General features: G+C 69.5%; 24 protein-coding genes. 16 read left to right on the forward strand and 8 right to left on the reverse strand.

Annotation, left to right across the window (positions count from 1 at the left end; all coding sequences use genetic code 11):
* Nucleotides 1–6 precede the first annotated feature (6 nt).
* Entirely contained in the window at nt 7–936 is a 930-nt protein-coding gene (locus A0130_12610; protein ID ANF33430.1) for a hypothetical protein, read from the forward strand.
* Between the two features lie 2 nt (nt 937–938).
* Here the strand turns inward: A0130_12610 and A0130_12615 are convergent, their stop codons facing one another.
* Nucleotides 939–1,304: a hypothetical protein gene (locus A0130_12615; protein ANF33431.1), complete on the reverse strand. Its 366-nt coding sequence runs from the start codon at nt 1,302–1,304 to the stop codon at nt 939–941.
* Between the two features lie 76 nt (nt 1,305–1,380).
* A complete protein-coding gene (locus A0130_12620; GenBank protein ANF32403.1) occupies nt 1,381–1,605 on the reverse strand; it encodes a hypothetical protein in 225 nt (74 codons plus the stop codon).
* Nucleotides 1,606–1,758: 153 nt separating this feature from the next.
* On the opposite strand from A0130_12620, the gene A0130_12625 reads away from it, so the two are divergent.
* From A0130_12625 to A0130_12650, 6 genes are all read left to right on the forward strand, one after another.
* The gene (locus A0130_12625) at nt 1,759–3,390 is read left to right on the forward strand and encodes a recombinase RecQ (GenBank protein ANF32404.1); all 1,632 of its coding nucleotides are present in this window, start codon (nt 1,759–1,761) and stop codon (nt 3,388–3,390) included.
* Nucleotides 3,387–3,587 carry a hypothetical protein gene (locus A0130_12630; GenBank protein ANF32405.1) on the forward strand — a complete coding sequence of 67 codons (201 nt, stop codon included), beginning with the start codon at nt 3,387–3,389 and terminating at the stop codon, nt 3,585–3,587. The genes A0130_12625 and A0130_12630 overlap by 4 nt, the downstream gene beginning before the upstream one ends.
* A gap of 76 nt (nt 3,588–3,663) precedes the next feature.
* Entirely contained in the window at nt 3,664–4,266 is a 603-nt protein-coding gene (locus A0130_12635; protein ANF32406.1) for a hypothetical protein, read from the forward strand.
* Between the two features lie 26 nt (nt 4,267–4,292).
* Entirely contained in the window at nt 4,293–4,847 is a 555-nt protein-coding gene (locus A0130_12640) for a deaminase (protein ANF32407.1), read from the forward strand.
* 115 nt (nt 4,848–4,962) lie between these two features.
* Complete coding sequence (locus A0130_12645; GenBank protein ANF32408.1) at nt 4,963–6,696, forward strand: multidrug ABC transporter ATP-binding protein; 1,734 nt, start codon at nt 4,963–4,965, stop codon at nt 6,694–6,696.
* 1 nt (nt 6,697) lies between these two features.
* Complete coding sequence (locus A0130_12650; GenBank protein ANF32409.1) at nt 6,698–8,671, forward strand: multidrug ABC transporter ATP-binding protein; 1,974 nt, start codon at nt 6,698–6,700, stop codon at nt 8,669–8,671.
* A gap of 140 nt (nt 8,672–8,811) precedes the next feature.
* Here the strand turns inward: A0130_12650 and A0130_12655 are convergent, their stop codons facing one another.
* Both A0130_12655 and A0130_12660 read right to left on the reverse strand, forming a co-directional pair.
* Nucleotides 8,812–9,381, reverse strand: coding sequence for a hypothetical protein (locus A0130_12655; protein ANF32410.1), 570 nt, complete (start codon nt 9,379–9,381; stop codon nt 8,812–8,814).
* A 13-nt stretch (nt 9,382–9,394) separates the two neighbouring features.
* Nucleotides 9,395–10,543: a glutathione-dependent formaldehyde dehydrogenase gene (locus tag A0130_12660; protein ANF32411.1), complete on the reverse strand. Its 1,149-nt coding sequence runs from the start codon at nt 10,541–10,543 to the stop codon at nt 9,395–9,397.
* Between the two features lie 161 nt (nt 10,544–10,704).
* On the opposite strand from A0130_12660, the gene A0130_12665 reads away from it, so the two are divergent.
* From A0130_12665 to A0130_12675, 3 genes are read left to right on the forward strand one after another with little or no spacing between them, the layout of a single operon-like run.
* Nucleotides 10,705–11,124 (forward strand): hypothetical protein, encoded by a 420-nt coding sequence (locus tag A0130_12665; GenBank protein ANF32412.1) that lies wholly within the window; start codon nt 10,705–10,707, stop codon nt 11,122–11,124.
* Between the two features lie 3 nt (nt 11,125–11,127).
* Complete coding sequence (locus A0130_12670; GenBank protein ANF32413.1) at nt 11,128–11,475, forward strand: transcriptional regulator; 348 nt, start codon at nt 11,128–11,130, stop codon at nt 11,473–11,475.
* Nucleotides 11,472–11,882, forward strand: coding sequence for a polyketide cyclase (locus A0130_12675; GenBank protein ID ANF32414.1), 411 nt, complete (start codon nt 11,472–11,474; stop codon nt 11,880–11,882). Before A0130_12670 ends, A0130_12675 begins: the two co-directional genes overlap by 4 nt.
* 59 nt (nt 11,883–11,941) lie before the next feature.
* On the opposite strand, the gene A0130_12680 is transcribed toward A0130_12675, so the two are convergent.
* Entirely contained in the window at nt 11,942–12,223 is a 282-nt protein-coding gene (locus tag A0130_12680) for a Fe-S cluster assembly protein HesB (protein ANF32415.1), read from the reverse strand.
* A gap of 370 nt (nt 12,224–12,593) precedes the next feature.
* Between A0130_12680 and A0130_12685 the strand changes: the two genes are divergently transcribed.
* The 3 genes from A0130_12685 to A0130_12695 all read left to right on the forward strand — a co-directional run bounded on the left by A0130_12685 (nt 12,594) and on the right by A0130_12695 (nt 16,112).
* Nucleotides 12,594–14,993, forward strand: coding sequence for a hypothetical protein (locus A0130_12685; GenBank protein ID ANF32416.1), 2,400 nt, complete (start codon nt 12,594–12,596; stop codon nt 14,991–14,993).
* 157 nt (nt 14,994–15,150) lie between these two features.
* On the forward strand, nt 15,151–15,891 hold the full coding sequence (locus A0130_12690) for a hypothetical protein (protein ANF32417.1): 741 nt from the start codon (nt 15,151–15,153) through the stop codon (nt 15,889–15,891).
* A 2-nt stretch (nt 15,892–15,893) separates the two neighbouring features.
* A complete protein-coding gene (locus A0130_12695; GenBank protein ANF32418.1) occupies nt 15,894–16,112 on the forward strand; it encodes a hypothetical protein in 219 nt (72 codons plus the stop codon).
* Here the strand turns inward: A0130_12695 and A0130_12700 are convergent.
* Entirely contained in the window at nt 16,109–16,657 is a 549-nt protein-coding gene (locus A0130_12700) for a glutamine amidotransferase (protein ID ANF32419.1), read from the reverse strand. The genes A0130_12695 and A0130_12700 overlap by 4 nt on opposite strands.
* 56 nt (nt 16,658–16,713) lie before the next feature.
* On the opposite strand from A0130_12700, the gene A0130_12705 reads away from it, so the two are divergent.
* The 3 genes from A0130_12705 to A0130_12715 all read left to right on the forward strand — a co-directional run bounded on the left by A0130_12705 (nt 16,714) and on the right by A0130_12715 (nt 21,005).
* Nucleotides 16,714–17,538, forward strand: coding sequence for an oxidoreductase (locus tag A0130_12705; GenBank protein ANF32420.1), 825 nt, complete (start codon nt 16,714–16,716; stop codon nt 17,536–17,538).
* 105 nt (nt 17,539–17,643) lie between these two features.
* Complete coding sequence (locus A0130_12710) at nt 17,644–19,305, forward strand: hypothetical protein (protein ID ANF32421.1); 1,662 nt, start codon at nt 17,644–17,646, stop codon at nt 19,303–19,305.
* Entirely contained in the window at nt 19,299–21,005 is a 1,707-nt protein-coding gene (locus tag A0130_12715; protein ID ANF32422.1) for a hypothetical protein, read from the forward strand. The genes A0130_12710 and A0130_12715 overlap by 7 nt, the downstream gene beginning before the upstream one ends.
* Here the strand turns inward: A0130_12715 and A0130_12720 are convergent.
* Both A0130_12720 and A0130_12725 read right to left on the reverse strand, forming a co-directional pair.
* Complete coding sequence (locus tag A0130_12720; protein ID ANF33432.1) at nt 20,995–21,615, reverse strand: hypothetical protein; 621 nt, start codon at nt 21,613–21,615, stop codon at nt 20,995–20,997. The two genes, A0130_12715 and A0130_12720, sit on opposite strands and share 11 nt — an antisense overlap.
* Nucleotides 21,616–21,623: 8 nt before the next feature.
* Nucleotides 21,624–23,756: a protease 2 gene (locus tag A0130_12725; protein ID ANF32423.1), complete on the reverse strand. Its 2,133-nt coding sequence runs from the start codon at nt 23,754–23,756 to the stop codon at nt 21,624–21,626.
* Nucleotides 23,757–23,771: the final 15 nt, after the last annotated feature.

Genomic DNA, 23,771 nt, shown 5'->3' on the forward strand with positions numbered 1-23,771 from the left:
ACCGCGATGGTGCTGGCGCGTGAGGCGATCCGGCCGCCCCGCGGGAACGAGGTCGTCGTGCGGGTGACGTACGCGTCGGTGGGGTCGACGGATGTGCTGGCCCGGCGCGGCGGGTACGTGCTGCATCCTTCGCCCGGCTTCATCGGCGGCTACGACTTCGTCGGCGAGCTGCTCACCGAGTCGGCGGTATCGGTGGCGCTGGGTCTGCGGGAAGGCGCGACGGTCGTCGGCATGCTGCCGGGGATGGGGTCGCACGCGACCTTCGTGACCGTCGCGCCGACGCTGCTCGTGGCCCTTCCGGACGGTATGGATCCGGCCGCCGCGGCCGTCCTCCCGCTCGACGGCGTGACGGCGGGGCACGCGCTGGAGCTGGCGCGGTCGCCGCGCCGGGTGCTCGTTCAGGGCGCGTCCGGCGCGGTCGGCTCGCTCGCCGCGCAGCTGGCGGTGCGCAACGGTCTCACGGTCGTCGGGACCGCCTCGGCGCGCACGGCCGACCGCGTCCGCGCGCTCGGCATCCCCGTGGTCGACCACACCGCCCCGGACTGGCCCGATCGGGTCGTCGAGGCGGCGGGTGGACAGGTGGATGCGGTGATCGACCACACGGGGACGGACCGCGTGCGGGAGGCGCTCGCGCCGGGCGGGGTGGTCGTCCGCACCGCCTTCACGGGACGGCCCGGGCAGGAGAAGGCGGACTCCCTGCGCGGCGGCCTCGGAGCGGCCGGGCACCGCTGGGAGCGCGTCTGCAGCGCGCCGCTGTACGTCGCAACGCGGCGCAACGCCTACCGGCGGACGCTGTCGGGCCTGCTCGCAGCCGCCGCGTCAGGCGAGCTGACGACGGCCGAGCCGCGCCTCCATCCGTTCGCGCAGGTGTGGGAGGCGCACCGGGCCGCCGACGCGGCCGAGCCCGGCACGAAGGTCGTGCTCGCCGTCGGCTGACGTCAGAAGACGAACATCTGACCCAGCACCACGACGGCGATGATGAACAGCACCACGATCGTGATCATGACGATCATCGCCCTCCCGGACAGCCGGGCGATGCCGAAGCCGACCAGGAACGGCAGGGCGATGCAGCCGAGGGCGAGCACCCACCAGAAGGCGGCGAAGCCACCGGCCGACGCCGACTCGAGCCTGCCGCCGAACAGCCGCTGCGTCTGCGGATGCGTCGCGAACGCGATGCACGCCGACAGCGGGTACGCGATCAGCACCGCGGTGATGAGTCCGGCGAACGCACCCCACAGGCCGCGCTTGTCGCCCAGCTGCAGCGTCTCCTCCTGATGCGGCCCCTGGCGGCTCTTGGTGCTCATGGCGCACAGCATAGCCAGCGGCCGGAGGCCCGGGAATGCACCAAAATCCGGCGCGAGCCGCGCGGCCCAGCGGGGGTCAGAAGTCGTCGACCGAGCCGATCACGACCGGCACGCACTCGGTGAAGCGGTAGCGGATGAGCTCCGGCCACAGGGTCGAGTCGCAGAGGTCGAACACGTCCATCACGGCCGCTCCGCCGATGTGCGACGGCAGCCGCAGCTCGAACGGCGGCTCGCTCGTGCGCTCGAACTCGATCTCGTACGCGACGTCGTCGCGTTCGAGCACCGCGAGAACGGTGTCCATCGGTCGCCTCCTCCCGGATCCGCGGATGCTGTACGCCCAGCGATACGCCCTCCCGTGACGATGGCAAGCCCTGGTGTGACCACGTCTGCTGGACGCGTTCCCGCAGCGACCATCGGACGCCGCGGAATCGTCGCGAGAGACTACGGTGGCGGCATGTCCCGCATCCAGGAGGTCGCCCGCGACTCGTTCGGTTGGCAGGAGCTGCGTCCGCGGCTGGCAGACGCGATGGAGGTGCTGCTCGACGGCGGCGACGTTGTCGCCATCATGCCGACCGGCTACGGCAAGTCGTCGCTGTATCAGGTGACCGGCACGATCCTCGGCGGCGTCACGATCGTGGTTTCGCCGTTGATCTCGCTGCAGGAGGACCAGGTGCGCGCGCTCGGGGAGGCGAAGGACGTCCCGCGCGCGTTCGCGATCAACTCCTCGGCCGGGCAGCGCGAGCGGGAGCGCGACTGGGAGGCCGTGGAGTCGGGGAAGCCGGCGTTCGCGTTCCTCGCGCCGGAGCAGTTGGCCAACCCGGAGGTGCGCGAGCGTCTCCGCGGCATCGACGTGTCGCTGTTCGCCGTCGACGAGGCGCACTGCGTCTCCGCGTGGGGTCACGACTTCCGCCCGGACTACCTGCTGCTCGGCGACGTGATCGAGGAGCTCGGCCATCCGCCGGTCGTCGCCATGACCGCGACCGGCGCGCCGCCCGTGCGCGCCGAGATCGCCGAGCGGCTGGGGATGCGGCGGCCGCGGCTGTTCGCGACGGGCTTCGACCGGCCCAACCTGCGGCTCGAGGTGCGGAGGTACGAGGACGATACGGAGAAGCGGGCGGCCGTGCTCGCGCATGTCGGAGAGCTGAAGGGCTCCGGGCTGGTCTACACGGCGACCCGCAAGGACGCCGAGCAGTACGCCGAGCAGCTGAAGGCCGAGCACATCCCCGCAGCGGCATACCACGCCGGGCTGCGCCGCGGGGAACGCGACGAGGTCTACGAGCGGTTCATGGACGACCGCGCCCGCGTGATCACGGCGACCAGCGCCTTCGGCATGGGCATCGACAAGCACGACGTGCGGTTCGTCATCCATGCGTCGGTCACCGATTCGCTCGACAGCTACTACCAGGAGGCGGGCCGTGCCGGTCGCGACGGGGAGCCGGCGGTCGTGACTCTGCACTATCGGCCGGAGGACTTCGCGCTCACCAAGTTCTTCTCGGGCGGCGGCCCGGACCCCGACGAGCTGGCGCGCGTGTTCGCGGCGGTGCGCGCTCAGCCCGGCCTGAGCCGCTCCGAGCTCGCGGAGAGCAGCGGCGTCAGCGTCCGTTCGCTCGGCCGCCTGCTGGGGCTGCTGCGCGACGCGAACGTACTGGGCGGCTCCGACGACGAACTGCGTGCGGAGGACGTCAAGCCGGGCGAGGCCGCGTCCCGCGCCGTCGCCGAGGCGGAGGCGCGCCAGCGGATCGAGCACTCGCGATCGCAGCTCATGCAGGAGTATGCCGAGACGGGCATGTGCCGCCGGCAGTTCCTGCTGGGCTACTTCGGGGAGGAGCTGCCGGAGCCGTGCGGCAACTGCGACACTTGCACGACGGGCAGCGCCTACCGCTGGGCCGAGGAGCACGACGCGGCCGGAGAGGACCCCTTCCCGCTCGCCGCGCGGGTGCGTCACGAGAGCTGGGGCGACGGCGTCGTCATGCACACCGAGGCCGACCGCCTCACGGTCTTCTTCGACGAGGCCGGCTACAAAGTGCTGTCGCTGGCGGCCGTGCGCGACGGCGGACTGCTCGAGGTGGTCGGCGCGGCGGCGTGACCGCGGCGCCTCAGCTCCGCCCGATCCGGCGCGCCGACGCGACCGCCGCATCCACGCCGTCCCACCAGGGCTCGCCGTGGCCGGGCAGGATGGTGCGCGCTCCGGTCGCGAGGATCGTGTCCAGCGTCCTGAGAGCCATCTCGGAGTCCGCCGTCGCCGCGCCCGCGATGATCTGGGCGCCCGGGATCCCCTTGTAGGGGTCCAGGGTGACGATCGCGTCCCCGCTGAGCAGCGTCTCCCGGTCGCGCAGGAGCAGGGCGCAGTGCCGAAGGTGTGGCCGGGGGTGAAGACGACCTCCGGGTGTCCGGGGAGGTCGAGCCTCCCCTCGCTGGGGAGCTCCGAGACGTCCTCGACGCCCGTCACACGCAACGCGCCGGCCTTCACCATGCCGGCGACGGCGCCGATCGACCGCGGGTACAGGAAGGGATAGACGAACGGCGTGTGCTCGCGCTTGTAGCGGTAGGGATGCGCGGCGAGGCGCCGATCCTCGGCGTGCACGAACACCGGGACGCCGAGCTCCTCGATCGCCCGCTCGGCGAACCCGACGTGGTCGAAGTGCCCGTGGGTCAGCACGATGCCCTGCAGGTCGCGCATCCGCAGGCCCACCTCGTGGGCTGCGTGCACCAGCGGACCCCAGGTCTTCGGGAACGCCGCATCCACGAGCGTCCAGGCGTCGCCGTCGGCCAGGAGGTAGCAGTTCGTGGACGCGTGCTCGAGCCGATGGACGCCCGGCACGACCTGCGGCGTCAGGCGCGGCGCCGCTCTCCGGCGGTCGGGCGTCAGGGGGATGGTCCGGGTCATAGTGCCGTCGTACCCGTGTCATCCGGACGGGCGCAGGGCTTGACAGGGGAGGCGGAATCATCGGCCACCCCCTAAGCTGTTCCGCGGGAAAGGGGAATCGTATGAGCGCGATCGCTGTGCACGAGTTCGTCTCGCTGGACGGAGTTTTCGAGGATCCGTCGTGGACGGCCGAGTTCGGTTTCGATCCGGAGATGGGCGAGGACATCGGGCGGATCACGCGGCAGTCGGATGCGATCCTCCTCGGCCGGCGCACGTTCGAGATGTTCGCGCCCGCCTGGTCGCAGCGCACCGCCGCCGACGACCCCGGCGCCCCGTTCTTCAACGACAGCCCGAAGGCGGTCGTCAGCTCGTCGCTCGACGACGCGGCGGCGGAGCGCACCTGGTCCAACTCCCGGTCGCTCGGCGCCTACGACGCCGACCGCATCCGCGAGTTCGCCGACGGGTACCAGGGCGTCTACGTGAGCGGCTCCGGCTCGCTCGTGCGGTCGCTGCTCGCCGACGGTCTGCTCGGATCGCTGCACCTGTTCGTCTATCCCGTGGTCCGGGGCACCGGCGCCCGCCTGTTCCCCGACGGGAGCGCGCCGGCGACGCTGCGGCTGCGGCACCACGACGCCTACGACAACGGCGTCCTCCACCTCCACTACACCGCCGCCTGACGCCGCGTCCGCGCCGCGTCACGATTGAGGTCGCCAGGCGTCCTCATTAACGAATAGCGTCGGTGGTGCCGAGGATGATCGGCACCACAACCTACACAGCACACCGGGAACCACTGTGACTCTGCTTCGTCTCTCGCTCCGCTTCGTGCGCCCGTACTGGCGCGCGGTTACCGCGGTCGTGATCCTCCAGTTGATCGCGACCATGGCCGCCCTCTACCTGCCGACGCTCAACGCCGACATCATCGACAAGGGCGTCGTCACGGGCGACACCGACTTCATCTGGCGCACCGGCGGCATGATGCTCATCGTCTGCTTCGTGCAGGTGATCGCCGCCGTCGCGGCCACCTACTTCGGCGCTCGCGCGTCCATGTCGGCCGGCGCCGACATCCGGCGCTCCTTCTACCGCAAGGTGGATGCGCTGCCCTCGCTCGACCTCGCCCGCTGGGGCACGCCGACGCTCATCACCCGCAACACGAACGACGTGCAGCAGGTGCAGATGCTGCTGCTGATGACGTTCAACTTCATGGTGTCCACACCGATCATGTGCATCGCCGGCATCATCTTCGCCGTTCGGGTCGACGCGGGCCTCTCCTGGCTGATCTGGGTGTCCGTCGCCGTGCTGTTCATCGTGGTCGGCATCCTGGTCACCATCCTGCTTCCGATGTTCCGCATCATGCAGGAGCGAATCGACGGGGTGAACGGGGTCATCCGCGAGCAGATCGTGGGCATCCGCGTGATCCGCGCGTTCGTCCGCGAGAAGTTCGAGACCGAGCGCTACGACGACGCGAACACTGCCCTCACGCGCATCTCGGTGAAGGTCGGCAACGTGTTCGTGCTGATGTTCCCGATCATCATGCTCATCCTGAACGCGGCGACGGTCGCGGTGCTGTGGTTCGGCGGTCACCGGGTCGACCAGGGCGACATCCAGATCGGGGCGCTGACGGCGTTCCTGCAGTACCTGCTGCAGATCCTCGTCGCGGTCATGATGGGCGTCTTCATGGCGATGATGATCCCGCGCGCGATGGTCTGCGCCGAGCGCATCGACGAGGTGCTGAGCGCCGTGCCGAGCTCCAGGGCCGAGGGCACCGGCGCATCGGCGCTGCCGGTGGACGGCCGGGTCGAGGTCCAGGATGTGACGTTCGGCTACCCGGGCGCCGAGAAGCCGGTCCTGAGCGATGTGTCGTTCACCGCCGAGGCCGGCCGGGTCACGGCGATCGTCGGGTCGACCGGTTCGGGCAAGACGACGCTCGTGTCGGTCATCGCGAACCTGTTCACGCCGCAGAAGGGCCGCGTGCGCATCGGCGGAGTGCCGGTGGACGAGCTCGACCGGAAGCAGGTCGCGGGCGTGCTGGGTCTGGTGCCGCAGCGTCCGTACCTCTTCTCCGGCACGATCGCCTCGAACCTGCGCTTCGGCCGGCCGGACGCGACCGACGAGGAGCTGTGGGAGGCGCTGCGCGTGGCGCAGGCGGAGGACTTCGTCCGCGCCAAGGATCGCGGCCTCGACGAGCGGATCGCCCAGGGCGGGACGAACGTCTCCGGCGGTCAGCGCCAGCGGCTCTGCATCGCCCGCGCCCTCGTCGCCCGCCCGAAGGTGTTCCTCTTCGACGACTCGTTCTCGGCCCTCGACGTCGCCACGGACGCGCGGTTGAGACGGGCGCTCGCCGACTCGACCGGGGATGCGGCGGTGATCGTGGTCGCGCAGCGCGTCTCCACGATCCGCGAGGCGGACACCATCATCGTCATGGACGACGGCCGGGTCGTCGGCCAGGGCACGCACGACGAACTGCTCGAGTCGAACGAGACCTACCGCGAGATCGTCGAGTCGCAGCTGAGCCTGGAGGTGGCCTGAGATGGCACGCACCACGGAACGCACGAAGCGCGGCGGTCGTCCCCAGCCGGGACAGGAGCCGACGGCGAAGGACATCGTCCTCGACGAGCTCGAGGAGGAGTATGACTTCACGCCCGGCGAGGGCGACGGCGACATGTTCGGCGGCGCGCCCGCCAAGAAGGCCGAGAACTTCTGGCCGTCGTTCAAGCGACTGATGGGCCTGCTCAAGCCGGAGTGGCTCGGGATGGCGTGGGTCACGCTGCTCACGGTCGTGTCCGTCGTTCTCGTCGTCATCGCGCCGAAGATCCTCGGCGATGCGACCAACGTCATCTTCCAGGGCGTTGTCGTCACCAAGCAGGGCGTCGACTTCACGGAGCTCGGTCGTCTGCTGACGGTCGTGCTCGCCTTCTACCTCGTGGCGTCGCTGCTGCAGTGGTGGCAGGGGTACCTGCTCAACGCGCTCGTGATGCGCGTGATCTACGGCCTGCGCAAGGACGTCGAGGCGAAGCTCAACCGCCTGCCGCTGAGCTACTTCGACACCCGCCAGCGGGGCGACCTCATGTCGCGCGTCACGAACGACGTCGACAACATCCAGACGGCGCTGCAGCAGGCGTTCTCGCAGCTGATCCAGTCGGTTCTGATGGTCATCGGGATCGGCATCGCCATGTTCATCGTCTCCTGGCAGCTCGCGCTCATCGCGCTCATCTCGATTCCGCTGTCGGGCGTGATCGCGGGCGTGATCGGGTCGCGGTCGCAGAAGCTGTTCCGCACGCAGTGGGCGTCCACCGGTGCGCTGAACGGCCACATCGAGGAGTCGTATTCGGGACTCGAGCTGGTGCGCGCGTTCGGGCGCGACGAGGTCATGCTGGCGGAGTTCGACGGGCGCAACTCGACGCTGCGGGGCGCGCAGGTCGGGGCGCAGTTCGTGTCGGGCAGCATCATGCCGTCCATGAACTTCGTCTCCTACCTCTCCTATGTGCTTATCGCGGTCATCGGGGCGCTCATGGTCACCGGCGGGACCCTCACGCTCGGTGCCGCGCAGGCCTTCATCCAGTACTCGCGCGAGTTCTCGCAGCCGATCGGGCAGATCGCCGGCATGGCGAACATGCTGCAGTCGGGCGTCGCGTCCGCGGAGCGGACGTTCGAGTTCCTCGACTCCGAGGAGCAGACGCCGGACACCGACACGGAGCACCTGCCGGAGCGTGCCGACGGCCGCGTCGAGCTCGACCACGTCGACTTCTCCTACGACCCCGAGACGGAGCTCATCCAGGACCTCTCGCTCAAGGTGCAGCCGGGGAGCACGGTCGCCATCGTCGGGCCGACCGGCGCGGGCAAGACGACGCTTGTCAACCTGATCATGCGCTTCTACGAGCTGAGCGGGGGCACGATCCGTCTCGACGGCATCGACACCACCCGCCTCTCGCGCGCCGAGCTGCGCGGCCAGGTAGGGATGGTCCTGCAGGACGCGTGGCTGTTCTCGGGCACGATCCGCGAGAACATCCGCTACGGCCGCCTCGACGCGACCGACGACGAGGTGATCGCCGCGGCCAAGGCCACCATGGTCGACCGCTTCGTGCGGCAGCTGCCGGACGGCTACGACACCGTGATCGACGCCGAGGGCGGCAACGTCTCGGCCGGCGAGCGTCAGCTGATCACCATCGCCCGCGCGTTCATCGCCAACCCGTCGCTGCTCATCCTCGACGAGGCGACCTCCTCGGTCGACACCCGCACCGAGCTGCTGGTGCAGCACGCGATGGCGGCGCTGCGGACCGACCGCACGTCGTTCGTCATCGCGCACCGGCTCTCCACGATCCGCGATGCGCACACCATCCTGGTGATGGAGCACGGACGCATCGTCGAGCAGGGCGACCACGCGACGCTGCTCGCACGTCGTGGCGCCTACTACGAGCTCTACATGACCCAGTTCCGCGGCGATGACGCGGAGTCGGAGGAGACCCGCGAGGAGCAGGAGCAGGCCGAGGTCGCCGCGCCGTAGGGGCCGAGAGTAGTGCGCGGACCGCTAGCGGGGTTGGGCGGCCCGCGCACCGGACTCCATACAACGGTGGTGGCGCCGGCGCGTCACGCGCTTGACGCCACCGCCGCCGCGTGTAGCTAGAACAGCCGTTCCAGCGCCGGCTACCGCTTCACGATCTTCGCGACCGTCCGCACCGCGATCACGCCGGCGAGCACCCACGGACCGACCACGATGATCGGGTCGAGCCAGGTGTGCTTGACGTCCGCGCGCCCCTGGCCGAAGCGGGACGACAGCGGATGGTGTCCCGCCTCCGCGAGAACGCCCGACTCGGTGATCGGGTCGTCGGGCCGACGGCTGGCGAGCGACCTCAGGTGCGAACCGATCGCATCCACCCGGTCACCGGCGACCAGCAGCAGCCAGTGCGCGGTCTGGCCTTCGCTGTACCGGTCGTAGGCGAAGCGGCGGATGGCGCCCGAGACGCCGTGCAGCGGCTGGGCGGTTCCGAAGACCGGCGGCATCTCGGTGTGCTCGACCGACCGCTCCCGTTTGCCGACTGGCTCCTGGCGCACCGGGTACGTCCAGTGCGCACCGGTGTCCTCCGGGTCCCTCAGCTTCTCGCGCGGATGCGACGGACGGTCGGCGAGGTCGCTGTCGGCGCCCCAGCCGGGGATGCGCTGCCGGAGCGCCTCCGGGTCGTACTTCTTGAAATGGTCGCTTGCGACGTAGGGCATGGCGTTCTCCTTCCTAGGCCGCGCTCGGAACGACGAGCGGCTTGATGATGCCGTCGAGCTTGTTCGAGAACAGGTGGTACCCGTCCTGGATGTGCTCGAGCGGGATGCGGTGCGTCACGATCTCCGACGGCTTGAGATAGCCGTTGCGGACGTGCTCGAACAGCCGCGGCCACTGCCGCTTGACCGGGCACTGGTTGGTGTTGATCCGGAGGCCCTTGTTCATCGCGTCCCCGAACTTCACGGCACTGAACAGCGGGCCGTAGGCGCCCATCACGGAGACCGTGCCGCCCTTGCGGACCGAATCGATCGCCCAGTTGCGCGCGACCGGCGAGCCGCCCTGCAGCTTCAGCTTCGCTGACGTGATGTGCTGCAGCGCCGAACCGTCCGCTTCCGCACCGACGGCGTCGATCACCCTGTCGGCGCCGAGCCCGTCGGTGAGGTACTTGACCGTGCGGACGATGTCGCCCTCCTCGACGAAGTTGTACGTCTCGGCCTGGGCGAACTCCTGCGCCTTCTGGAGGCGGTAGTTCATGTGGTCGACGACGATCACCCGGCCGGCTCCCATCAGCCAGGAGGACTTGGCCGCATAGAGCCCGATCGGCCCCGACCCGAAGACGACGACCGTGTCGCCCTCCTCGATCTCGGCGAGCTGCGCGCCGAAGTACCCGGTGGGGCACGCGTCGGTCAGTGTCACCGCGTCGTCGTCCGACATCCAGTCCGGGATGATCGTCGGGCCGACATCAGCGAACGGCACCCGGACGTACTCCGCCTGACCGCCGTCGTACCCACCCGTGGTGTGCGAGTAGCCGTAGATCCCGCCGACGGCCGTCGCGTTCGGGTTGACGTTGTGGCAGTTCGAGTAGAGCCCGCGGACGCAGAAGTAGCAGCTGCCGCAGAAGATGTTGAACGGCACCATCACGCGGTCGCCGACCTTCAGGTTCTGAACGTCCGCGCCCACCTCGTCCACGACCCCGATGAACTCGTGGCCGAACGTGTGGCCGATGCGGGTGTCCGGCATCATGCCGTGATACAGGTGCAGGTCGGACCCGCAGATGGCGGCCAGCGTCACACGGACGATGGCATCGCCGGGATGCTCGATCTTCGGCCGGTCCTTCTCTTCGGCACGGACCTTGTACGGCCCGCGGTACGTCATCGCCAGCATGAGGCTCCTCTCGTCGGTGGATGGGGTTCAGTCGATGCCCCACGCGGGGGCGCGTCGAGGAGTTGACACGACCCCGTGCCGGTGTAGTCCCGCCCATACACCGTTTTGCTAGGCAAGTGAACGAGTTGCCCTCCGGGGCGCCGCCGACGTAGAACGGGAGCATGTCGAACGACCCCCGCGCCACGCTGCCGCCCGGCCCCGAATTCAAGTACGGCGGGTACACCGTCCAACTCGAGCCGGAGCACGGCCGCACGGGACGCTGGCGGGTCGTGGACGACGAGAACTACTACGGACTGATCACCGCATCCGACCCGATCAGCGGCGAGCCCGAGGTCCACTTCGCCGCGCACTTCCCGGGCGAGGAGGAGATCCCGCCGATGAAGATCGTCCCGTTCTGGACATCGGCGGTCGAGTTCCTGCTGGACGCGGGGGAGGGCGAGCCGCTCTGGGGTCTGCCGGACGACCGCACCGCCCCGCACCCGATCATCGCCGAGGACCTGCCGTCGTCCAGCCCGGACGCGGGGGAGGCGGCCGACGCGTCGGAGGATGTTGACGCGTCGGATAAATCCGACGTATCCTGACGTGTGTCCACCGATGTCTTCAGCGTGCTGGCGAATCCGGTCCGGCGCGACATCCTGACCGCCCTCCTGGAGCGGCCGCGCACTGTCACCGAGCTCGCCGAGGGTCGCGCCATCGGCCGGCCGGCTGTGTCCGAGCATCTGCAAGTGCTCATGCGGTCGGGCCTGGTGCGCGACGAGCGGCGCGGTCAACACCGCGTCTATCACCTGCACGCCGAGCGGCTGCAGGAGGTCGACGACTGGCTGCATCCCTTCGAGCACTACTGGCGAGGGCGGATGCGCGCGCTGCGCGACGTGCTCGACAGTGACGCGATCGGGCCGGACACCACATCCACCGACGAGAGACGATCATGACCGACACCACCACCCCCGTCATCGAGTGCGACGAGTTCCTGCCGCATCCGCCGGCCGCCGTCTGGCGCGCCATGACCGATCCGGACCTCATCGCGCGGTGGTGGGCTCCCGGCGATGTGCGCGCCGAGGTCGGCCACCGCTTCACGCTCGACATGGGCGACTGGGGAATCCAGCGCTGCGAGGTCCTGGAGGTGCAGCCCGAGCGCCTCATCCGCTACAGCTTCGGCGAGGGCGTGATCGACACCACCATCACCTGGACGCTGGCGCCCGAGGGGACCGGAACTCGGCTCTTCCTGCGCCACGAGGGGTTCGACCTCGACTCGCCGCTCGGACGCACGGCGCTCGAGGGCATGGGGCGCGGCTGGCCGGGCGTCGTGGCCGCCGTCGGCCGGGCGCTCGGCGACTGAGACGGCAGGAGGCCCGGAACCGAACGGTTCCGGGCCTCCTCGCGTCAGGCGCTGCTCGCTCAGGCGAGCGCGCCGATCGCGAAGCTGACGCCGCCCTGCTCGTCGACCTGGGCGTCCAGCACCTTGTCGTCGAGCACCTGAGCCGCCTGCGTCTCCAGGAAGATGCGGGCGCCGCCCGACTCCACCACCTGGTCGGATGCCTCCGGCTCCGGGGTGACCGCCGCCGCGAAGGCGGTGCTGTCGGGGTTGCTGCTGCTGATGCGCAGGCCCGCGGTCTCGTCTGGGGACTGGTCGGTCAGCGTCTTGACGATCGTGCTGGCGTTCTCCGTGAGGGTGAGCATGCGCTCTCCTTCCGTCGTGTTTTCCAGGAGCCACCTACGCTCCCGCATCCCCCGAACGGGGGCAACCGTCGTGGAGGCCATTGCCAGGGAACGCACACCGTCCTCTACTCGAACGCCTTCAGCAGCTCGCGGTTGATTGACCGGAGAGTGTCCGTTTGCCGCGAGGCGAACCACGCGGGTCATCCGTCGCGGGATCCCCGTCGTTCCGGGGTAGGACGCCTGGTCTAGATGTCGGGGCGCCCGTCTGAGGCGATGGACGCGGATCGAAGTACGGAGCCCGGGCTTTGCCTTCCCTCTCGTCTTGCCGCCAGCCTTGCGGGGACCCGGACAGAAAGGACTCGTCCGAATGGCTGGTTGGAAAGTCGGGAGCATGCTGGCGGCCGCGCTGGCTGTGGTCATCGCGTCGTCTGGACTCGTTGCTGCTCCGCAGAAGGCGGAAGCGGCGATCACGGGCACTGCCGGGTTGTACGTCCCGTCGCAGGGACGCATCGTGGACACCCGGAATGGGACTGGTGGCTACAGCACCCCCTTCACCGCGAATGCCACCCGGCTGGTGCAAGTCACGGGGACCCAGTCGGTCCCCGCCTCGACCGTAACCGCGGTTCAGGTGGTGGTTACGGCGGTGGACCCGACCGTGCAGGGCGTCCTGTCCGGCGGGGCAAGCGGCGGCAGCACCCGTGCCCTGATGGTCTATGACGGCGGCCGCGGAGGCATAACGTCGAACAGCGCCATCCTTCCCGTCGGGGCCGATGGGAAGATCCAGCTCACCACGCAGTCCACCACCCACGTCGTGGTCGATGTGCAGGGTTACTACACCTCGGGGAACAGCGTGACCGCGCCTGGCGGGTACCACCCGGTCGACGGCTCTCGCATCGTGGACACCCGTACTGGAACGGGGGCCCCTGTCAGTCAGGTCGCCACAGGACAGACGCTCACCGTACAGGCAACCGGTGTGGGCGGCGTCCCCGCCGGGGCGTCCGCGGTCTACGTCAATGTGATGGTTCGGAACTACGGCGCCGGAGCCTTCCTCACCCCTAACGCGGCGGACCAGGCGCGGCCAAACGTCGCCCTCAACTTCCCGGCGACGAGCACCCAGGCGATTCCGCTCGGTGCCCAGATCGCGCTCAGCAGCAGCGGGGCTTTCAAGCTCTTCCTCGGCGGAGCCTCAACCAGCGTCGACCTTTTCATCGACATCGAAGGTTATTTCACTCCAGGCGACAGCGACGGAGCGTTCACACCCGCGACCGGCCGCATTCTCGACACCCGCGTCGCGCCGGCGACCTCCGTCGGCCCTGACAAGACCATCAGCATCCCCGTAGCCGGCAAAGCCGGGCTCCCATCGGTGGCCGACGGTCTCGAGGCGGCCGTCCTCAATGTGACGGCGCTGGACGGACAGGCCGGCGGGGGTTTCGCCCGGCTCTGGCCCAGTGACAAAGCCGAGCCCAACCCGTTCCACAACATCAACTACTCCAACAGCACCCAGACGAATCTCGTCACCGTCCCGATCGGTGCCGACGGTGCGATCAAGCTCCACAACGTCTCCGGCGACACCGTCCACTTCATCCTCGACATTGAGGGCTTCTACAGCCCGCTGGCGCCGAATATCTCCTGTCCTTCGCCCTTCAGGGACGGAAGTTGGACGACCGCCCTCCCCGCCGCTCCGATCGCTTGCCGCGTCGCCTCGGCGGGGACGGCTGGCAAGAATCTCATGGTCGCCCTCGACGGAGTAGAGGGCGCCCCATTGGCGATGGGACTGGAATCAACATCCGTGAACGTGGATGTCTCACCCTCTGCTGGCATCCATCTGATTGAAGCCCGGGTGATAAGCGCGAATGGCGACGTCGAGTCGAAGTCTCAATATGAGCTCTCTTTTGGTGATTGGGCGAAGTCTCCCATCGCCGGGTATCCGCAGGCCGACCTCGTAACGCAAACCTTGTCGCCGGCGCTGATGGTCAACTCCGACGGGGACAAGTTCTCTCCTGACGTGCTTATTCGATACACGGTCTCGCTCAATCCAGATGGCACGAGCCAGCCGGTTGTTACGAGCGAATGGGTGCCTGGAGAGTTTCGCGTCCCCGACGGTGTTCTTGCCGAAGGTGTTCGGTACTTCTGGTCCGCGACGGTTAAGGGCCTGTCGGGTGGTCGAAGCGCAATCGACACAGTCCACTCGGGCGTCTGGTCATTCGTTGCGAGCTCCAATGGCCCCGTGGATCCGAGTTCGTCCACCGTCGACGCTGTCACCGCCAGCCCGACAGTGGAAGACCTCCAAGCGCGGGCCGATCGGGGGGAAACCCCGCTGACTCTCAGCGAGACCGCTCCTGGTACAAGCGCACCGTCACCTGGCGTCACGCCTCTGAGCGGCGGCGGAATCAACATCACCTGCACTGGCAAACTCCAATATCCGCATCTGTCAGCGAGTTTGAAGAAGTTTGGGATCCGATCGGTGGACAACAAGATCGACATCTCCTGCACCGGTTACGGCGCGGCGTCAGTCCAAGTCAGAGTACGAGGAATCATCTCCTTTGCCCCTGCCGTCAGCGCCACAGACACGAAAAACAAGGTCTATCAGCTGCGAGCTTCAACCAGCGAGACGAAGACCCTGACGGTGAACGGGAAAAAGGTCGAATTTACCTGTCCGAGCACCGGTCGTGCGGGTGCGGGCCTCGGCAAGGGGTTCTGGGCCACTACCTTCACATACCAACCCAGCGCTGGACGGTATGTTGGCACCGTGGGCACACAGACCTCCACACATTTCCTGGACCTTCGATGAGGATCGCAAGCGGAAGCGGTCGACCGGAGTCGAGAGGTGGTTCGGCGTGGATTGGTTCGTAGACCCCTCTCGTGGCGAGTGGCTGCGGAGAAGGATAGCCGAGTTGGACACGAGCGGGCCTTCGGGCTTTCCCGCCTATATTCGAATCCTTCATCCGGTGGACGCGTGGCGGCCGTTGGTTGTCTCCGAATCCGTCGTCACAGAGCTCGAGACGGAGACCTGGTCATGGGCTCACCTCGCCGCACTCAACGGGGCATCCTTGAGTGCGAGCAGTGAGTGGTGGGACATCTCCGGTCAGACGGATTCCGTCGACGGGTGGACGTTCGCGAAGCCTCATGACGGATGGGTTGACCCCCACACGCTCGCCTCACTGGTACCCGCCCTGCGGGCCCACACGACAACACCGGCTGATGTGACAGTGGCCCTGTGGGAAGGCTGGGGTTTTGGAGCGTCGGGCTCGCCCGCGGTTCTGCGGAACGACAGTGTCGAGCTTGATGCAGCAGTCGTCGAGGGCGATCCGTTCGTCGACGCCAAGCTGGCGCTCATGGCCGCCTCCGATCGCAGTATGCCCGAGCGCAAAGAACCCGCTGAATCCATCGGGTTCCCGCTTCCCAGGTTGGAATTGCCCGACCGCAGATACGTACTGGGCGCCTCCAGTCTGACGGAACTGGAAGACCCCTCCTGGCCATTCCGTGCCGGCCTCGGCTGGCGACCCGGCGACCTCGATGGCCCCACGCCACAACTGATCTGGCCGGCGGATCATGCGTGGTGCGTCTCGACCGAAATCGACGCCCCGTACACCGTCGTTGCCGCCTCCGAGCCGCTCGCCGCAGTGCTACTGGATCGTCCCGATCTCGAAACGCAGCGAGTACCACCCCCCTCGGGCGCGCCGATGTGACTGTGGCCAAGCTGGACTGGGCTGGGCTCGCCGCTATCATCGCGATCGGTACTATCGGATACGTTCTCGGCCTGCCCTGGTGGCTAGTCGCGCTAGCCGGTGCCGGCTACGCGATAATCCAGATCGCCGTCGAGTTCGCCTGGCGCTCAAAGCGCCGCTCGACCACTCGACCGACCAAGGCTCAGGACGAGGAAAAGGGCAAGCGCTCAAGCTGTGGTTAGGCGAGCTCGAACGCCTTCAGCAGCTCGCGGTTGAACGCCTCCAGGTCGTCGGGCTTCCGCGACGACACCAGCGTGAACGGCCCCTCGTCGACGTGCACCTGCTCGTCGACCCAGGTCGCGCCCGCGTTGCGGTAGTCGGTCTGGAGGCTCGGCCAGGACGTCAGCGTGCGTCCGGACACCACGGCCGCCTCGATGAGCACCCAGCCGCCGTGGCAGATCACCGCGATCGGCTTGCCCGCGTCGGCGAACGCCTTCACCAGGGACACGGCCTCCGGGAAGGTGCGCACCTGGTCGCCGTTGGCGACGCCGCCGGGGAGCACGAGCGCGTCGTACTGGTCCGCGCTCGCTGCATCCAGCGTCACGTCCACCGGGAACGTGTCGGCGGGGGTCAGGTGGTTGAACGCCTGGACCGTGCCCTCCTCCTTCGAGATCAGCTTCGGCGTGCCGCCGGCATCGCTCACCGCCGACCACGGCTCGACCAGCTCCGCCTGCTCGATGCCCTCCGGGCCCACCAGGAACGCGATCGTCTTTCCATTCAATGCCATGGGTGTTCTCCTTCCGTGCCCCTACCTGTACGCGCGCGGAGCGGCAGAATGAACCCATGGCGAGCATCCCGGAGCTGACTCTCAACGACGGCACGACCATCCCGCAGCTGGGATTCGGCGTGTACAAGATCCCGGAGGCCGAGACCGCGGACGCGGTGCTGACGGCTCTGGACGCGGGGTACCGTCACATCGACACCGCCGCCTTCTACGAGAACGAGCGCGGCGTCGGGGAGGGCGTGCGGCTGAGCGGGCTGGACCGGTCCGAGGTCTTCGTCACCAGCAAGGTGTGGTGGACGGAGAACGGGTACGACTCGACCCTGCGGTCGTTCGACGCGACCCTCGAGCGTCTCGGCTTCGACACGATCGACCTGTTCCTCATCCACTGGCCGGCGCCGAAGAGCGATCGCTACGTCGAGACGTGGCGCGCGCTGGAGCGGGTGCGGGATGAGGGGCGGGCGCGGTCCATCGGGGTCGCGAACTTCCACATCCACCACCTGGAGCGGCTGGCGCGCGAGACGGAGACGGTGCCCGCGGTGAACCAGGTGGAGCTGCACCCGTGGCTGCCGCAGGCCGATGTGCGCGCGTACGACACGGCGCACGGCATCGTGACCGAGGCGTGGTCGCCGCTGGCGCGCGGGCGGATCCTGGGCGATCCGACGCTCGACCGGCTGGCGGCGAAGCACGGGGTCAGTCCGGCGCAGATCGTGATCCGCTGGCAGCTGCAGCTCGGCAACGTCGTCATCCCGAAGTCGACCTCGCCGGAGCGGATCCGCTCGAACCTGGACGTCTTCGGGTTCGAGCTGGACGCGGACGACCTCGCCGCGATCGCCGGCCTGGAGTCGGGCGAGCGGACGGGCAAGGACCCGGACGACCTGGGGTGAGGGGCGGCCCCGGCGCGACCCCTGCTTGGGGGTATAGGACGCGGTCCCCTCCACCGATAGCCTGACGCGGCCGCGCGTCGACGCGGCGAGACTGGGGGCCGTTCCGTGAAGTTCCGCACCGCCGCTGCGGCGTCCGTCGTCGTCGCCCTCGCCGCGGCGATCCTGCCCGTCACACCGGCGTCGGCCAACCTGTCGTCGATCGCGCCGATCGGGTCCATGGAGAGCATCTCCGTTCGCTACACCGGCACGGACCCGCGCCCGACCCTCCACATCAAGGGGTGGGCGGCGGACGCCAACGACGGATATGCGAACGGCTCGAACGGGGCGGGCGTCGAGTTCACGGTGGCCGTCGGAAGCGGCCCGCGATCCTCCATCGGCTACGCGGAATTCGGCGGCTTCGTCGGATACCGTCCGGATATCGCCTGGGCGCATCCCGGCATAGGACCGAACCAGGGCTTCGACTACCTCTCGGGAGCGCTCCCGGTGACCGGCGCCGTCAGTGTCTGCGCCCGGCTGTACAACATCGACGCCGCGCCGGTGTACACGGCCATCCTCGGCTGCGTCACCGTGAACGTGCCGGCGGCGAGGCCGGCCTGGACCGCGTCGATCACCGGCTCATCTGAGGCGGGCTCCGTCCTCACGGCCTCCCTCGCTCAGCCGAGCGGCGGCACCGAGACGTACGCGTGGAACTCCTTGGCCAACGTCATCAACACCCCCGCGACGGTCATCGCCGGGGCCACCGCTCCCACTTACACCACCGACCTCAGCCAGGCCGGTCGGGGTATCTTCGCGATCGTGACCACCCGCGTGCCGGGATACACGATCGAGCAGGCTACCGACCCGGTCCAAGTGAGCTTCACCCTCCCCGGCGGGTGGACGCGCGTCGCCGCGGCCGACCGGTTCGCGACCTCGGTGGCCGCCTCCCAGGCGGCGTTCCCGGACTCCGCAGCGGGCGTCCCGGTCGCGTACATCGCGTCGGGCGTCGCCTTCCCGGATGCGCTCTCCGCCGGTGCGGCCGCCGCGAAGCAGCACGGCACGCTCCTCCTCACCCAGCCGGGCGCGCTGGACCCGAACGTCGCCGCCGAGCTTGTGCGGCTGCATCCCACGCGGATCATCGTCGTCGGCGGCGTCCAGGCGCTGTCCGACGCGGTGGTCGCCGCGCTCCAGGGCCTTCCGTTCGCTCCGCAGGTGAAGCGCATCGGCGGGTCCGACCGCTTCGAGGTGTCGCGCGCGATCGTCGACGACGCGTTCGGAGGCAGCGTCCCCGACCTCTACCTCGTGACCGGGAACGCGTTCCCGGATGCGCTCGCCGCGGCGGCCGCCGGCGCCCAGACCGGCCGACCGGTGCTGCTCGTGAACGGCTGGCTGCCGAAGCCGGATGCGGCGACGGCGTCGGCGCTGAGCCGCTGGGGCACGACGCACGCGACCGTCGTGGGCGGGACCGACACCGTCAGCTCGGGCCTGGCCGCGAACCTCGGTGTCGCCGTCGACCGGGTGGCGGGCTCGGACCGCTTCGCGACTGCGGCGGCTCTCGCACGCACGCTGCCGCCCACTGGGATCGCCTACATGGCGAGCGGCATGAACTTCCCGGACGCCCTGAGCACCGCGGTACTCGCCGCGAGCAAACCCGGGCCGCTGCTGCTGGCGACCGGATGGTGCGCCCCGGTCAGCGCGCTCTCCGCGATGCGGGACACCGCCGTCAACCGCCTCGTCGCGGTCGGCGGGGACGATGTGCTGAACCCGTCCTCCTGGTACTACGCGTGCTGACCGGCCGCGCCCGCATCGCATCCCTCGCCGCGGTGATCGCGGCGGTCGTCGTCGGCGTGTTCTCGGCCGGTCCGGCGGCCGCGGAGCCGATCCCGGTGCATGGACTCACGGACGACTACCCGGCCGCCGTCGGCTCGATCGACGCGACGGTCATCCAGTACTCCGACTGGGACAGCCAGAACGCCTGGAGACCTCGCCTCCACATCACCGGATGGGCTGCCGACCTCCTGCACCCCGCCGCGAACGGTGTCCAGGCGTGGGTGCAGCTGACCGTCAACGGGAGCTGGAACCCGTTCGCCACCGCCACGAACGAGGGGTGGGCCGTGCCGCGCCCCGACGTCCAGCGGGTGTACCCGACGACCGGCCCGAACCAGGGATTCGACATCACGGTCGACGCCCCGCAGTCGGGCCGTTTCACCTTCTGCGCCAACATGACGTCGCCGTACGCGTGGCGGGTGAGCGCGCCCTTCGCGTGCGCGACGGTCGACGTCCCCGCCAGCGCGCCGACGTATCGGGCGACGTTGTCGACGACCTCCGGGGTGGTGGGGGCGCCGGTCTCCGCCGCGGTCACCGGATCTCTCGGCGGGCCGGCGAGCCTGCAGTGGCTGACCGAACCGCCCACGGGCTGGCGGCCGACCGCCGTCCCCGGCGCCACGACCGACACGTACACGCCGGTCGTCGCGGACATCGGTCACAACCTGTGGCTGGCAAGCACCCGCCGAATGTCTGCCGAGCGCGTGATCCAGGTGTGGAGCAGCCTCGCCGACGTCCCCTTCCCCATCCCCATCAACAGCACCAGGATTGCGGGCGACGACCGCTTCGCGACCTCGGTGGCCGTCTCCCGGCAGGCGTTCCCGGATACCGCGTCCGGCGCGCCGGTCGCGTATCTGGCGTCCGGGACGACGTTCCCGGACGCGCTGTCGGCCGGCGCGGCCGCCGCGCACCGGCACGGCACACTCCTGCTCACCCGGCCGGAGAGCCTGGACCCGCGGGTCGCTGCCGAGCTGGTCCGGCTCCACCCGGCGACCGTCGTCGTGGCGGGCGGTCCGGCGGCCGTCTCGGAGGCGGTGGTCGCCCAGGTGCGTGCGCTGCCCTTCGCGCCGACCGTCGTCCGTGTCGCCGGACCGGACCGGTTCGCGACGTCGCGCGCCATCATCGCCGACGCCTTCGGGACCGCCATCCCCTCGCTGTTCCTGGCGACCGGGGACAACTATCCGGACGCCCTCACCGCGGCGGCCGCAGGCGCGAGCACGGGGCAGCCGGTTCTCCTCACCGACGGGTGGTCACCGGGTCTCGACGCGGCGACGGCGGCTGCCCTGTCGGGCTGGGGCACCTCGCACGTCACCGTCGTCGGGGGCACGACCAGCGTCTCGAACGGCATCTACTCCGACATGCTCCACGCCGGCATCACGGTCGAAAGAGCGGCCGGCTACGACCGCTTCGACACGGCTGCGAAGCTCGCCTCCCGCCTCGGCCCGACCGGCCGGGTCTACTTCGCGACCGGTTTCGGCTTCGCCGACGCTCTGACAGCGGCGGTCCTCGCGGGCCGGTCTCCTGCGCCGCTTCTGCTGTCCGCGGGCGGGTGCGCCCCGCTGCCGACGATGCAGGTGCTGCTCGATCAGCAGCCCGGCGAGGGGATCGAGATCGGCGGCAACCCGGCGGAGAGCTCCTCGACCTCGTTCTGGTCGCTCACCTGCTGAGCGGCTCCACCGGCTGTCGCAGGATGGTGCGGAGCTTCTCCGGCTCCGTCCTGCGAGCGTCGCTGAGGTAGATCTCGTGATGGCGGCCGGTCATCCGCAGACCCTCTCCGGGGATGAAAGACTCGTGCAGCTCCGCCAGCACCGGCGCTTCGTCGTCGTACGGCCCGACGTGGAGCGTCTGCACGCAGAGCCCCTCGTCGAGAGTCGCCACGCGCAGCTCATCGAGCAGCGGCGCCTCGCCCTTCGCGGCGACCGCCGCCCGGGCCTCCTCGAGCTGGGCGTCGGTAAGCCAGTCCGGCAGCAGGTTCAGCAGCGTCCAGTCCCACTGCGATTTGTCGCGCGCGCTGGTGAACGCGGTCATGTCGTCCGCCCACCACAGCGCTTCCAGCGGCATGACCGTGTAGTCGCGGTCCAGCGTCCGCTTGCTGAGGAACTTGGCCGCGTAGGCGACCGGGTAGAGGGTGCGCAGCGCATCCTGATACCGCGCGGCGCTGTTCGGGTCCCCGTGCCCGTCGATCATGAGGTAGCGGAGCGGCGGCACCGTGACGAGGTCGAAGCGTCCCCGCCGCGCCGCGTACGCGCCGAGCTCTTTCTTCAGGTCGACCTTCACGGCAGCGCTCACTCGCCTGAGGGATGCGCCCCGACGACGTCGAGCAGCCACGCCAGCGCGAAGGCCCGCTCGCGCCATGCGGCGTACCGCCCCGAGACACCGCCGTGCCCGGCCGCCATTTCGATCTTCAGCAGCGGGTCGGCGCCCACCTCGCGCAGCTTCGCGACCCACTTCGCCGGCTCGACGTAGAGCACGCGCGTGTCGTTGAGGCTCGTGATCGCGAGGATGCGCGGGTACGTCGTGCGGTGCACGTTCTCGTAGGGCGAGTACGACTTCATGTAGTCGTAGACCTCGGGGTCGTGCAGCGGGTCGCCCCACTCGTCCCACTCGATCACCGTCAGCGGCAGCGACGGGTCGAGGATGCTGGTGAGCGGGTCCACGAACGGCACCTCGGCGAGGATGCCGGCGAAGTCCCGCGGGGCGAGGTTCGCCACTGCGCCCATGAGCAGGCCGCCGGCGCTGCCGCCCTGTGCCGCCATGCGGGAGGGCTCGGTCCAGCCGCGGTCGACCAGGTGCCGGGCGGCGGCGACGAAGTCGGTGAAGGTGTTCTTCTTGTGCAGCTCCTTGCCGTTATCGTACCAGAGGCGGCCGAGCTCGCCGCCGCCGCGCACGTGGGCGATGGCGAAGACGACGCCGCGGTCGAGGAGGCTAAGGCGCGGGATGCCGAACGACGGGTCCATGCTGGCCTCGTACGAGCCGTAGCCGTACAGGACCAGCGGGGCCGGCTCGCCGGGCGTCACGAGGTCGCGGCGGTAGACCAGGGAGATCGGGACGCGCGCGCCGTCCTCGGCGACGGCCCACTCACGGCGCTGTTCGAACAGGGACGGGTCGAAGCCACCGAGCACCGGCTGCTGCTTGCGAAGGGCGAGCTCGCCGGTCGCCACATCGTAGTCGTACACGGTCGACGGGGTGACGAAGCTGCCGTAGCCCAGGCGGAGGAACGGCTGCGTCCACTCGGGATTGCCGCCGACGCCGACGGTGAACAGCTCCTCGTCGAAGTGCAGCTCGTGCGGGGTGTCGTCCTTCGGCTCGCCGTCACGCGGGAGGCGGGCCACGGCGACGCGGGTCATGCCCTCGCGCCGGTACTCGACGCTGACGAAGTCGCGGAACGCATCCACCCCCTCCAGCCGCACGGCCGGATCGTGGGGGAGCAGCACGCGCCTCGCACCCTGCGGGTCCTCGGCGGCGACGCTCACCAGCTCGAAGTTGACGGCGCCGTCGTTGTGCACGATCAGCAGCCGGTCGTGGCCGCCGACCACCGCGTGCTCGATGTCGTACTCGACGCCGTCCTTCCGCGGCCAGACGACGCGGAACTCGCCGGTCGGGTCGTCCGAGCGCAGAAGCCAGGCCTCGCTGGTGATGCTCGACCCGGCCTCGATCACGAGGAACCGGCGGCTGCGGGTGAGGCCCACGCCGATCCAGAAGCGCTCGTCCGGCTCGTGGAACACCCGCGCGTCGTCGACGTCCGGGCCGTCGCCGACGCGATGACGCCAGACGGTGTCCGGCCGCCAGGAGTCGTCGACCGTCGTGTAGAAGACGTAGGCGCCGGTCTGGTCGAACAGCGCGCCGCCCGCGGTCCCGGCGATCTCGTCGGGGAAGGTCGCGCCGTCGTCGGTGAGCGAGCGGACCCGGAGGGTGTAGCGCTCGTCGCCCTCGGTGTCGACGGCCCAAAGCAGCCGCGTGCCGTCGGCGCTGACGTCGAAGCTGCCGAGCGCGTAGAAGTCGTGGCCCTCGGCCTCCACGTTGTCGTCGAGCAGGATCTGCTCGCCGGGAAGGCCGTTCTGCTGCGCGACCTCGTCGAGCACCGGCGGAACCCAGTCGTCGGCCGACGCGATGGGGGCGCGGCAGTGGATGCCGTACTGCTTCCCCTCGACCGTGCGGGTGTAGTACCACCAGTCGCCTTCGCGGACCGGGACGCTCATGTCGGTCTCGCGGGTACGCGTCTTGATCTCGTCGAAGATCTGCTCGCGCAGCAGGGAGAGGTGCTCGGTGCGGGCGTTGGTGTAGGCGTTCTCCTCGTGGAGGTGCGCGGTGACCGCCGGGTCGTCCTTCTCGCGCAGCCACTCATAGTCGTCGACGTAGACGTCGCCGTGGTGAGTGCGTTCGACGGGCTTCTTCGGCGTGACCGGCGGGGTGAGCATGAGCCCAGGCTATCG

The sequence above is a fragment of the Leifsonia xyli genome, assembly GCA_001647635.1.
Lineage (GTDB): Bacteria > Actinomycetota > Actinomycetes > Actinomycetales > Microbacteriaceae > Leifsonia > Leifsonia xyli_A.